8 protein-coding genes are annotated in these 12840 nt (G+C 39.2%); 3 read left to right on the top strand and 5 right to left on the bottom strand.

What is annotated here, in order from left to right; genetic code table 11:
* On the top strand, positions 1-1185 hold the full coding sequence (hemW, locus tag CH362_RS06815; protein WP_100709604.1) for a radical SAM family heme chaperone HemW: 1185 nt from the start codon (positions 1-3) through the stop codon (positions 1183-1185).
* Here hemW and CH362_RS06810 read toward each other — a convergent pair.
* The 4 genes from CH362_RS06810 to ilvB form a co-directional block, all read right to left on the bottom strand.
* The gene (locus tag CH362_RS06810; protein ID WP_100709603.1) at positions 1172-3247 is read right to left on the bottom strand and encodes a methyl-accepting chemotaxis protein; all 2076 of its coding nucleotides are present in this window, start codon (positions 3245-3247) and stop codon (positions 1172-1174) included. The genes hemW and CH362_RS06810 overlap by 14 nt on opposite strands.
* A 122-nt stretch (positions 3248-3369) precedes the next feature.
* Positions 3370-5445: a methyl-accepting chemotaxis protein gene (locus tag CH362_RS06805; protein ID WP_100709602.1), complete on the bottom strand. Its 2076-nt coding sequence runs from the start codon at positions 5443-5445 to the stop codon at positions 3370-3372.
* 226 nt (positions 5446-5671) lie between these two features.
* Positions 5672-6151, bottom strand: coding sequence for an acetolactate synthase small subunit (gene ilvN, locus CH362_RS06800; RefSeq protein WP_100709601.1), 480 nt, complete (start codon positions 6149-6151; stop codon positions 5672-5674).
* Positions 6148-7857 carry a biosynthetic-type acetolactate synthase large subunit gene (gene ilvB, locus CH362_RS06795; RefSeq protein WP_208859545.1) on the bottom strand — a complete coding sequence of 570 codons (1710 nt, stop codon included), beginning with the start codon at positions 7855-7857 and terminating at the stop codon, positions 6148-6150. The genes ilvN and ilvB overlap by 4 nt, the downstream gene beginning before the upstream one ends.
* 249 nt (positions 7858-8106) lie before the next feature.
* Between ilvB and CH362_RS06790 the strand changes: the two genes are divergently transcribed.
* Positions 8107-9225, top strand: coding sequence for a tetratricopeptide repeat protein (locus CH362_RS06790; RefSeq protein WP_100709599.1), 1119 nt, complete (start codon positions 8107-8109; stop codon positions 9223-9225).
* A 1-nt stretch (position 9226) separates the two neighbouring features.
* Here CH362_RS06790 and CH362_RS06785 read toward each other — a convergent pair whose 3' ends face one another.
* Positions 9227-10186: a metallophosphoesterase gene (locus CH362_RS06785; protein WP_100709598.1), complete on the bottom strand. Its 960-nt coding sequence runs from the start codon at positions 10184-10186 to the stop codon at positions 9227-9229.
* A 97-nt stretch (positions 10187-10283) separates the two neighbouring features.
* Between CH362_RS06785 and CH362_RS06780 the strand changes: the two genes are divergently transcribed.
* Positions 10284-12830, top strand: a complete 2547-nt coding sequence (locus CH362_RS06780; protein WP_100709597.1) for a methyl-accepting chemotaxis protein — start codon at positions 10284-10286, stop codon at positions 12828-12830.
* The last annotated feature ends 10 nt before the right edge of the window (positions 12831-12840 follow it).

Genomic DNA, 12840 nt, shown 5'->3' with positions numbered 1-12840 from the left:
TTGGAAACAAGACTCCCGGTCATACAAAAAACAAACAGACCGGGAATCTATGTACATTATCCATTTTGTGTTCACAAATGTAGCTATTGTGATTTTTATTCGGAAGGTATTGGACTAGAACCTTCTCCCTTGGAAGAAAATCTATTTTCCAAATATAAAGAAGAAGTTTTACTAAGGCTCAAAAATTTCCCAAATTATCGCGACCTTGTTTTTGATAGTTTGTTTTTCGGAGGAGGGACTCCTTCCAAAGCCTCCTACTCACGATACGCGGATTTTATAAAATTTTTAAAGGAGAATCTAAATCTTTCTCCGGATTCGGAGATCACATTAGAATGTAATCCTGAAGATGTAACCCCAGAATATCTGCAAGGATTGTATGATGCGGGGATCAATAGAATTCATGTTGGGATTCAATCCTTTCTACCCAAAAATCTAAAATTTTTAGACAGATATTTTGATCCAGAAACTTATACGAGGACCTTGGAAGCATTACAAACTTCTAAAATAAAAAACTATGGAGCGGATCTAATGTTCGGGGTTCCAGGACAAACGGAAAAAGAATTTTATGAAGATGCAAATTCTGTTTTAGCCTCCGGAGTTTCTCATATTAGCATTTATGCACTCACTGTAGAAAAAGGAACAGAATATAGTAGAAAAGTTTCTGCGGGAACTGCCCCACCACCTTCCGAAGAAGTTCAGGAGAAAATTTTAGAAGATCTACCTGGGTTTTTAAGATCCAAGGGTTTTATACAGTATGAAGTTTCCAATTATTCTAAACCTGGACTTTACTCTCGTCATAATATGAAATATTGGACCTACGAATATTATTTGGGGATAGGTCCTGGAGCCCATGGATTTTTACCATCAGGAAGATATTCTAATCCTAGAAATACTTCTGCTTATATTGGCGGTACAGGAAAAAATCCTTACTCCTACGAAACCTCAGATCCATTTGAAGAGATCTTAATTTCTCTTTTTAGAGTATTTCTTCCTATAGATCTAAAAGATTTTTGGAATTATTTCCCAGATAAAAAGGACAACATACTCTCTAAATTGAAACAAAAAGTTTCCGAAGGAAAATGTACCTTGGATGGCACAATCTTCCAATGGGATCCCCGTTCGGTTTTATTTTTGGATTCAGAAATTTTAGATCTGGCTGATCAGGAAGAAATCAATCCACTTTAAACTTTTCGATCAATTTAGAAAGTTGTTCCGCTAACATTTGGGTTTCACCGGAGAATGTAGTAAGATCATCCGCTCCACCGGCAATCTCCTGAGTTCCTTCCGAAATACTGATAATTGTTTTAGTGATCTCATTCGTAGCGTTTTTCTGTTCGATAACTGCTTCTTCTATCTGCATACTGAAAGAAGTCAAAGTATTGGAACTAGTTTGGATACGACTTGTATTTGATTCTTGGTCTTTCACAGAAGCCAAAACCTTATTCGCAGAAATCTCAAACTCATTCACACTTTGTTTCAATTTTTTTAATATTTGAGAAGCTTCTTCCACTTTAGAGTTACCATTCATCACAGCATCATTTGTGGATTCTACAAGTTCACCTATCTCTTGTACTGAACTAGATGTTTGAGAAGCAAGTTTTCCGATCTCTTCTGCAACTACTGCGAAACCTTTTCCCGCTTCTCCGGCTCTAGCCGCTTCAATAGCAGCATTTAATGCGAGAAGATTTGTTTTTTCAGAAATTTCAGTGATGATAGATAAGATTTCTGTAATTCGAGAAGCACTTTCTCCTATTTCACCCATCGCATTTGTGGAAGCAAACATTGCGTTTTCACCCGTCACTGCTTGCCTTTTGGATTCTACAGCAAGATTAACGAGACCCTGCATCTCTTGATTAATGCTTATGATCTGCTCTTTTAAACGCATTGAGTTGCCATCAATCTCTTTGGTATTATCCACAGCTTTTTCCATGGACTTACCCACGTTTTGAGCAGAAGCAGCCAATTCCTCCACAGCCGCGGAAGATTCTTCTGCTGCAGAAGCTTGGGTCTGGGCAATATCCGCGAAGTTTCTGGAAGAAATAGCCATTTCTTCCGATTTAGAACTCAATTTTTCAGAAGAAGATCGCATCTCCTTGACCACGTTTAGAAGATTTTCTCTCATCTGGTCCATGGAGACAAATAAAGTACCTATCTCATCTTTTACAGGATAATCATTCTTAACTGTCAGATTTCCTTTAGCGATCTCATCCGAGAAACCAATCGCTTTCAAAAGACCGGAACTTACGAGTCGATCAAATATTAAATTTAAAGAAAGTAGCACTACAATCAAGATCAAAAAAGAAGATAGAGCTGCTTTTAGAATAATCTCTCCAATACTTTTATAATATACTGAATTTGGAATACTTACCATCAGGGTCCAAAATTTAGGATCTTTACCTATATGGAATGGAAAATAATAAGCAGTGTTTCCGCCTGACTCGTATACGAATCTTTTTCCTTCTTTTACATTTTCTAAATATTGTTTTAATTCATTCTCATCTGTGATCTTTTTGCCTAATAATTCAGGATTTTCCCCATTGATCGCATACAAACCTGCAGGAGAGATAAGAGCAATATGTCCAGTGTTCCTAAAAGGTTTTTTATTCCCTATTCTCTCTTGTAGATTTTTTAAGTCTATGTCCATACCTGCCGCACCATAAAAATGGCCAGGCACACTGATAGGAACTACAAGAGAGATCATTAAAATACTTTTACCACTCACTGTATAATGGTAAGGACCAACGACTGTAGGTTTATCGGTCTTCTTAGTTACTTGATAAAAGTCCCCAGTCCCATCCGTATTATTATAATCTCTTAAAGCTTCTAGATCTATAACGTCCTTGGCACGAGCACGATTCAAATATGGAATAAAACGACCAGATCCGTCATGCCCAGGTCTATTTTTATATAAAACATCCTTACCGTCGTACGCATTCGGTTCATAACAAAGCCACATACCGAAATAGTCTTGGTTACGTTTCATAATTTCCTGCAAGGTTTGGATCACCTGCTCTCTCTGAGGAGAAGCGTAGATCAAAGGAAAACGAAAACCACGGATCAAACCCATGAGAGTATTCAACTCTTCCATAATTTCGTAGGTCCATCTTTCCGCTGTGACATCGGAACTTTGTTCCACTTCTTCCCTCAGGTTCTGGTAAGAAGAATAAGAATTATATGCCGCAAGCAGGGAAAATGCGATAAATAGAACGATGGAAATATATAAAGAAATTCGGAGCCGAATACTCATAAGTGCTCCATTTTGTAATTGGAAAGAAATTTTGGAACGCTTTTTTACAAATTAAAACAGCTCATTCAGAAAGCCGCGATTCAAAATTGCGACTTTCTCACAGTGAGACATATCTAGCAAGATTAGCTAACTTTGAATTTTCCAATCAGATTGGACAATTGCTCAGACTGGCCATGCATATCTCCGGAGAATGAAGTGAGATCATCCGCACCACTCGCAATCTCCTGTGTCCCTTCAGAGATATTTACGATGGTTTTAGTGATCTCTTCTGTAGCTCTCCTTTGTTCAGACACTGCTTCTTCTATTTGTAAGCTGAAGGTCATCAAAGAATTCGCACTTTCTGCGATCTCTTTTGTATTGGATTCCTGGGTTTTAACAGAACTCAAAACTGCTTTTGCGGATTTATCGAATTCATCCACCCTTTCTTTGATCCTTTGTAGTATCTGAGACGCTTCTCCCATTTTTTTGTTTCCGTCTAAAACTGCGGTATTGGTAGAATTTACGAGTCCACCAATCTCCTGGACAGAGCTGGAAGTTTGGGAGGCTAGTTTTCCGATCTCTTCTGCGACTACCGCAAATCCTTTTCCTGCTTCTCCCGCTCTTGCTGCTTCAATCGCTGCATTTAATGCGAGAAGGTTCGTTTTTTCAGAAATTTCGGTGATCAAAGAAAGTATCTCGTTAATCCGAGATGCACTATCACCGATCGCGCCCATCGCTCGGTTAGAAGTGCTCATAGCAGATTCTCCAGTCACAGCCTCGTCTTTGGAAGAAGCGGCCAAGCTTACAAGACTTTGCATCTCAGCATTGATACTTGCAATCTGCTCTTTTAATAAAATTACGTTACCGTCAATCTCTCTCATACTGGAGACTGCCCTTTGCATTGACTTACCAACGTTTTGGGCAGAAGCAGCCAATTCCTCTACTGCCGCAGAACATTCTTCTGCAGCAGAAGCTTGAGTTTGTGCAACGTCTGAGAAATTCCGAGAAGAAACAGCCATCTTCTCAGCTGTTCCCGCTAACTTGTTGGTAGAAGATCCAATCTCTTTTACAACTCCGAATAGATGTTCTCTCATCGTATTCATCGCAGCTAATAATGCACCTATCTCGTCCTGACGATGATAGTCCGAAGAAGCGAGTAAATTTCCCTTTGCAATTTCTTCTGAAAATCCAATCGCCTTTAATAATCCGGCAGAGATCAATTTTTGGAATATAAAATGAAGAACTACAACTATCATGCTCACTATGAGTAAGGAAGAGATAGCATTCTGTAGAAGTACGGTAAGCAGTTCTTTTACAAAAATTGAATTCGGAATGCTAATTTGCATTACCCACTGTTTCTGTCCTTTACCAATCTTGAATGGAAAGAAATGATGAGTATTGCCATCAGACTCATACGTAAAACGTTCATGTTCTTCCGATTTTGACTGGACCAGTTTTAATTCTTCTGCGTCAGGAATAACTTTACCTACCAAACTAGGATCACCACCATTCGCAGCATAAATTCCTTTAGGAGAAATAAGAGCAAGATATCCTAAACCACGAAACGGTTTTATACTTCCCATGGTCTCTTGTAATTGAGCAGTAGTGATGTCCATTCCAAGTACTCCCCAAAATTTTCCTGCATTACTTACAGGAACACAAAGAGAGATCATCTGTACTTGTTTTCCACCTGCACTATAAGAATAAGGATCCGTTACGAAAGGCTCCATTGTCTTTTTAGGGATCTGATAAAAATCACCACTTCCATCCGTGGCTTCATAATTTGTGGAAGGTTCTATAACTGCGTCTGTTACTGATTTTACTGAATGAACATAAGTGACAAATCTTCCGGTTGAATCGTGGCCTTTCTTATTTTTGTACTGAGCATCCTGACCATCAAATGCATTCGGCTCATAGACCACCCACATTCCAAACCATTTCGGATTTCGATGTAGGATCTCCAATAACGTATTGGTCACTTCTTCTCTTTTAGGATTGGAGAAGATGAGAAGCATACGGAAACCTCTGGTCATTCCCATAGCAGAATCCAGATAATCCTTCACTTCAAAAGTGTATCGTTCTGCACTTAACGCAGAACCTGACTCGATCTCAGTATGCAAACTGCGATAAGAGATCACCGAATTGATCGCAGTTAGCACTGCAAAACCTAAAAATAAAACTAAGGAAAGATATAATGAAATTCGGGCCCTGATACTCATAGGAGGGAATTAGAATAGGGAAACCGCAAATATGGAACAAAAAAAATTCTTCTCGATACGAAATTGTAAAAAAGAAAAACAATCCGAAGACTGGACTGTTTTATTTCGAATAATCGTTCGCTTTTACTTGGAAATTAATTTCCAAAGTCAATTTTATCTGTAACCTAATTGTAATAATTTTGTAACAATAGATCCAGTCATGAAAATTCGCTATTTCTATGTAGGATCAGGTAGATCTGTATTTTAAAGCGATCTGGCCAGTACGGGCGATCTCTTGGATTCCATACTTCTGCATCATTTCCATAAAATGTTCCACCTGTCTGGTATTTCCGGAAAATTCTATGGTCATTGTGGTCTTGGTCAGGTCCGCAATCTTTGCTTGGAAAACTTCGCAGATAGATATGATCTCAGTACGATTTGAATCTTCTACCTTAACCACAACTAGCACTAGCTCTCTGCTGATACAGTCATGATACGCAAGATCTTCTACATCGATCACATCAGGTAATTTCAGAAGTTGGCGTTTTACTTGCTCTACTACGGAATCATCTCCCTTTACAACGATTACCATATTCGAAATTTCAGAATCCTGGGTAACACCTACCGCGATGGAATCTATATTATAACTTCTTCTAGTAAATAGACCGGACACATGGCTCATTACACCCGGATGATTGTTTACTAAAATTTTCAGTATATGTTTCATTTTTTACCGGCCCGAACTGTGTCGGAAAATTCGATCATGTCTTTTTGGGATTTGCCCGCAGGGATCATAGGGAATACTTTTTCTTCTGCAGGGATCATAACTTCTAGGATCCTTGCATCATCATCTTCTAAGAAAAACTCCAGAGCCTTATCGATCTCAGATTTATTAGCAATTCTTAATCCTTTTATGGAATAAGCCTCTCCTAATTTTACAAAATCCGGATTATAATTCCATTCAGACTCAGAGAATCTTTCTTCATAGAATAGTTCCTGCCATTGGCGGACCATTCCCAAGAAGTTATTATTAAAGATCAGGATCTTAACCCCTTTCTTATACATCGCGATGGTCGCCAATTCCTGGATATTCATCTGGATGGAGCCGTCGCCTGAAACGCAGATCACTGTTTTATTAGGATTTCCGAATTTAGCTCCTATGGCTGCAGGAAGACCATAACCCATGGTGCCAAGTCCTCCGGAAGTAAGCCAGCGGTTCGCTTCTTCAAAAAGATAGTACTGAGCGGCCCACATCTGGTGTTGCCCCACGTCTGTGGAAACAATTGCCTTTCCCTTACTTTTTTCGTACAATTTCTGTAGGAACCCTTGCGGTTTGATGGTATCTGTAGAATCATCAAATTCTAATGGATGGTTTTTCTTTAATGTATCTAAGAATCCAACCCATTCTGGGCGATCTACCTTATTCACTTTTGGGATAAGAGCCTTTAGGACTTCTTTCAGGTCTCCGTGCAGAAGATAATCTACAGAAACCCTTTTATTAAATTCTGCAGTGTCTATATCGATATGAGCACGTACAGCATTCTCCGCAAATTCACCTGGCTTAGCAACTCGGTCATCAAACCTAGCTCCTAAGTTTAGAATATAATCACATTCTAATACAGCCTTGTTTGCATAAGCAGTTCCGTGCATCCCGAGCATTCCAACTGAAAGTTGGTGAGTACCAGGAAAAGCTCCGATCCCCATAAGAGTTGTGGTAACCGGGATATTTCCCTTCTCCGCCAACTCCCTGATCTCCTTAGAAGCATTTGCATTGATCGCTCCTCCTCCCACATAAAGAAGAGGGCGTTTTGCTTTATTCAATGCTGCCGCGAAAGAATCCAGATCTCCACCGATCGGAGGTTTTTGATAATGTCTAGAATCTATTTTAAGTTTATCTACTTTACGAATAGATGTTAGCTCAGTTTGAACATCCTTAGGAAAATCCAAAAGAACAGGACCAGGTCTTCCGCCTAAAGCGACTAAGGTCGCCTCTTGGAAATGTCTAGCGATATCATCTGCAGACTTGATGAGTGCATTGTACTTTGTGATCGGGATAGTGATCCCATAAATATCAGCTTCTTGGAAAGCATCTGTTCCAATTGCATTGGTTGCCACCTGTCCTGTGATTGCAAGAATAGGAACCGAGTCTAATTTTGCATCCGTAAGTCCTGTCACAAGGTTCGTTGCACCAGGACCAGAAGTAGCGATACATACTCCAAGCTTACCAGTAGAACGAGCGTACCCTTCTGCCATATGGATCGCACCTTGTTCATGGCGGACTAGGATATGTTTTATTTTAGTACTTTTATATAATTCGTCGTAAAATGGCAGAATTGCTCCGCCAGGATATCCGAAGACGATATCCACTCCGTATTCTTCCAGGAGTTCGACCATCAAGCGGGCACCGGAGATTTTTGCTTCGGTTTTCGGCATCTTTCCCTCGTCTGAATCCATTCCATGTGAAGTAAGGACCCTGTCAAGAAGGAAGAATGGACTATAACTTTCGTATTATTTTATGCACTGCAAACCCGGATTTCTCTCTTTTTTTCTAATTTCAAATTTTCTTTACGGATTTAGTACCAAGGAAAACCTTTACTCATCCGTCAAAGTAATATTAAATAAAAAATTGAATGAAGAATCTCCCTGATCTTCTTTCTAAATTTAAAAAGGAACTTCGGTCCTATGAACGAGCCTATTGAAAAACCCCAAGCAGGAAAGGAAGAAGAAGATTCACATTTTGCTCAAATCAAAAGTTTAGCGAAAGAAGCCTACCGTTTTCTGGATAGCAGACAATGGGACAAGGCCGAATCTAAATTGAAGGAACTTCTGGCTAAAGAACCGAGTAATACTTACGGTTTAGTCGGAATGGGAGACCTTCATTTTAAACGAAAGGAATTCAGACAGGCTCTGGATTTTTATACCAGATGTATCAAAGAAGATTCATCCAATAAGTTCTCCCTAATGGGACTTATGAACTGCTATCGAGAAATGAACCTACTCAATCGGGTCATCGAAGTAGCAGAAGAATACAGACATATTACCATCACCGACGCATCCATCTTAAGTAGAGTTGCGGACGCTCATAGAAAACTCAAAAACTTCAAAGAATCCGAAGTATATTATATGCAGGCATTACAAATCAATCCTAAAGATCAGTATGTGATCGTAGGTTTGGGCCATTTATTCTTTGCCTGCCAAAGATACAAAGACGCGATCAGCTGGTGGGAAAAACTTTTAGTTATCCAACCGGATAATATCAAGATCCTAACTGAGATCGGTAATAGCTATCGTAAGATCAAAGACTTTGATGAAGCGATCCGTTATTATCGTAGAGCAGCGGACTTGGATCCAAGGAACTTCTTCGCGTTATACGGTTTGGCAGAATCTTATCGTGGTAAAAAAGATTTCCGCAAAGCAAATGAGTTCTGGGAAAGAATTTTGGAATTCGATCCTGACAACAAACTTATCATTAATAGATATGCAGATAGTTTAAGAGGTATGGGAGAATTTGATAAAGCATTAGAATGTTTTAATAGAATTCTTTCAGAAGGTGAGGATTATTTTGCACTTCTTGGAAAAGCTTCTTCTTTGAAGATGAAGGGTGCAAGAGACAAGGCAGAGGAAATTTATGTGGATCTTCACAAAAAGTTCCCTATGGACCCTCGCCCTGTGGTAGAACTTTCGGAACTCTATTCCGATATGGGAAAAAGAGACGAGGCTCTCAAGTTATTAAACGACTTCCACAGAAAGCAACCTTTAAACGAAGAAGTAAAACAAAAGCTAGATTCTTTCTCAGAATAATTCAGTCTTTTAGCTCTACCCGATTTTTCTCCCTCTCTATAAATTCAGGGAGGGAGAAAATTTCCTCCACTCCATTCTTCAAATATTTCGCTTCCGCATCCCAAACCCCATTCTTTCTAGTCAACTCCACATGATGATGCCATATATTTCCTTCCTTATCTGAGAAGATACGAGGGACCCTGGCTGGATTTAAATAAAGTATACCTTCTTCCTTTCTTTTCCAGATCCTAGTCTTTACTCTTAATTTTCGAGAAGAATGGTGCATATGCCCTGCAATCACTACCTTTGGTTTTTTACCTTGCTTCGATATCGTTCTGATAAAATTACCTAGGTCCTTATCTCCAAAGTCCCCTTCTTCCTTTTTGAAATCGCAACCCCAAATATCATAAGCTTTGTCTCCAAGACCAGAAGGACCATTATGTGCAAGAATGATCAGATCTTGTTTTTGAAAGTCAATGCCCTGGATCAATTCATGAAGCTTTTTCTCTGATTCTTCATAAGAAGAAATTCCAAACAAAGATTTAATAAATAACTGAAAATTAAATCTGCCTCCCATAGAAAGAGGTCTAGATCCTAAAATTGAAATCCCCTGCCCGGCCTCTGAAAGATTGTACTGACAGATGTGAGTATCCCCAAGATCCTTAAGTAACTTTTTGTATCTAAGTAGATGGAATATATGACTTAAGTAACCTATGTTAGGTGAGGCGTTCGTGATCTCCATTAGTAATTGAGGGATAGAAGTAGTATCATGATTTCCTAAAATGATATACTTTGGTTTCCGAACTTTAGAGATCAACTGAGCGATCTTATTTGCGCTTCCAGGTCGAACATTTCCAAGATCTCCAGTGAATATCACAGAATCATAATTACTTTTGGAGAAGTATTCTGTATCGACCCAAGTCCAGAATCCGTGTATATCGCCTACTACAGCGATCCGCTTTTCAGAAGAATCAAATATCAATTTTGTATTCCTAAATTTTAGGTTTCGTTCTCTTGGCTTTTTAAAAGAAACTTTTTTAGATCATACTAGGTCGAAAAAAAATCAACCAGGATCACGCATGAAAAACATAAACAAAGAAATTTCCGTATTCTCCGCAAGGTTTCTGTTCCTAACAGAAGGTTTAGGTTATCTGATCGGAACCCCATTCGCGATCGTATTTCTCATCCATTTTATGGACTTGGATCTGACAGGAGTGGATTCTCTTTGGTTTGTCATGGGAGTGATCTTTGTTCTAGGGCTTATCACCAGTTCACTTTCTTCTTTTTATAAATTAAAACCATTACGAAAATATTCCAAACAATTTGCAGAAGGTGCAGTGACTAGAGAAACAGTCATGGGCGCTCAAAAGGCTGTGTTCCGTCTTCCCGTTATACATGCGCTAGACATTTTAGTCAGGATCTGGATAGGAGGAGGGATCTTTGTAGTTTCACTCGGGATCTTTTTGCCGATCAGCAAAACGGATTATTCCATCCTACTAGGTTTAATCGTATTCGGAGGACTCGCGAGTGCGGTGTATTTTTATCTGATCACAGACTGGTTAAAAGACAATTTAACTAGAACGGATCTATTCGGCTCTATTTCCTTAGAATCTTTGGTTAAACTCAATCTAACCAGAACCTTGGCATTGATCTTCTTTTCTATCGTTCTCGTTCTGGCGATCGGAGTTTCTTTAGTAGTTTACAAACTCAATTATGAATCTCTAAAAAATGCATATACCAACCAAATGTTGAATGTGGCCCAAACCTTGGACCTTCTCACCCAAGGTATTTATGAGGACACGGAAGAAGAAGCAGAACTTATTATTCGAAACAAAACCCTAGGAATCTTAGTCTCTCAGAAAAGATGGAAAGAAGCTGAGAATTTCCTGGCTAATTTTTTAGGATCCAGCCAAAGGTTCGAAGGGATAGCAGTCTGGAAAGAAGCTGGAGATTGGTTCTCTCATTCTGTAGGAACTGGAAGTTTAGCAAGTAGTGCAATAGTCCCCTTAACTTCTGCATTTCAACTCCCAGGTGCAGATGAAATACGAAATACAAATAAGGAGAAGGCATTCTTTTTCAGCGAACCTTCTAATTCTACCCAAAATGGTTCTCCTGTAATTTTGTATATTAGAGAATTTGAATTAAATGATGGTTCCAAGGCATTTCTGGTGTTCTCTGTTCGGATAGGAGATCTTACTAATAATATCGTTCAATCTATCAAAATTGGAAAAACAGGTTATCCAGGGCTTCTGACTCCTAAGATGACCTTCTTAAATCATATCAGCGAAAATATGAGATTAAAAAAAATGGAAGATCTTCCTTTCGCTAAATCATTCGCAAATGCGCAAGATGGAGTTCCGATCAAGTATGTGATGGACGGAGCTTATAAATCCATGATAGTCCACACAAATAAAAAATATGGGTTTAGATCCTTTGTAGCAATCGTAAATGAAGAAGTTTCTAAAGAAGCAATCTCCACTATCTTTTATATGTTAGGCATTTCATTTAGTGGATTATTCGTGATTGGGTTTATCATTTATTTCATTCTATCCAAAAGTCTAAAACCTTTAAGAGATAGCCAAAATTTGATCGAAAAAATGTCAGAAGGAGATCTGACACATAAACTCACTGTTCTTTCCAGAGATGAGATCGGAGAAATGGCAATCAGCATTAACGAGTTCAGTCGTAAGGTAAAAGCCGTACTATATAAAATTTTCGACGCTTCTCATAGTCTTGCAAATTCTTCGGAAGAAATGTCAGCCACCTTAAAGACTATCTCTGATAATGCACAAAACCAAGCGGCAGCCTCCGAGGAAATTTCAGCTTCTATCGAGGAGATCTCTGCAGGAATGGATGCGATCTCTTATAGAACAAAAGAACAAGTTAGTCTTTTGAATTCTTTGGATTCCGAGATGGTAGAATTTTCTTCTTCTATCCAAGCCACTTCTGAAAATTTGGAAAACACTCTTTCTCATGTAAAAGAGATCACTGACGAGGCGAGAAGAGGCGGAAAATCTTTGGAGCTAACTGACCAAAGTATCCGTAAAATTTCCCAAAGTTCCGACCAGATCACAGGTGTGATCGAAATTATCACAACAATCTCTGAGCAAATCCATCTTCTCGCGTTAAATGCCGCTATCGAAGCTGCAAGAGCTGGAGCCGCAGGCAAAGGATTCGCAGTAGTCGCAGACGAAATCTCAAAACTCGCGGACAAAACTTCTGCCAGCATGAAGGAAATAGAAAATATCATCCAAGCAAACGAAACTGAAATTGGGATCGGAGTCAATAATATCCAGGACACGGTAAGTGTGATTGGTGGGATTATCCAGCGAATAGAAACAATCTATGTCCGGATGAACGAGGTATCTTCCGTGATGGGAGAACAACTGGTCCGAAATAAGGTGGTAAACAAAAAAGGCCAGGAAGTGAAGGAAAGATCAGAAGGTATCCAAACTGCGATCCAAGAGCAAAAACTGGCTATCGAAGAAATTTCGAAAACAATTTCGAGTATCAACGACCTGACCCAATCGAACGCGTCTTCTACAGAAGAATTGAGTTCTGGTTCTGTGGGTCTCGCCCATTTATCCGAGGATCTGAAAAACCAAGCGGAGTATTTTCATTTTTGAAAATGCTCCT

Origin of the sequence: Leptospira saintgironsiae (assembly GCF_002811765.1) — a bacterium.
In the GTDB taxonomy this organism is placed as follows: Bacteria; Spirochaetota; Leptospiria; order Leptospirales; family Leptospiraceae; genus Leptospira_B; species Leptospira_B saintgironsiae.
The sequence above is the reverse complement of the archived record's forward strand: the minus strand, read 5'-3'. Positions and strand labels throughout refer to the sequence as shown.

Coding starts and splice junctions, on each gene's coding strand:
- CH362_RS06790 (WP_100709599.1), top strand. CDS start 8,107: ATGAACGAGCCTATTGAAAAACCCCAAGCAGGAAAGGAAGAAGAAGAT.
- CH362_RS06805 (WP_100709602.1), bottom strand. CDS start 5,445: ATGAGTATCAGGGCCCGAATTTCATTATATCTTTCCTTAGTTTTATTT.
- CH362_RS06810 (WP_100709603.1), bottom strand. CDS start 3,247: ATGAGTATTCGGCTCCGAATTTCTTTATATATTTCCATCGTTCTATTT.
- ilvN (WP_100709601.1), bottom strand. CDS start 6,151: ATGAAACATATACTGAAAATTTTAGTAAACAATCATCCGGGTGTAATG.
- ilvB (WP_208859545.1), bottom strand. CDS start 7,857: ATGCCGAAAACCGAAGCAAAAATCTCCGGTGCCCGCTTGATGGTCGAA.
- CH362_RS06780 (WP_100709597.1), top strand. CDS start 10,284: ATGAAAAACATAAACAAAGAAATTTCCGTATTCTCCGCAAGGTTTCTG.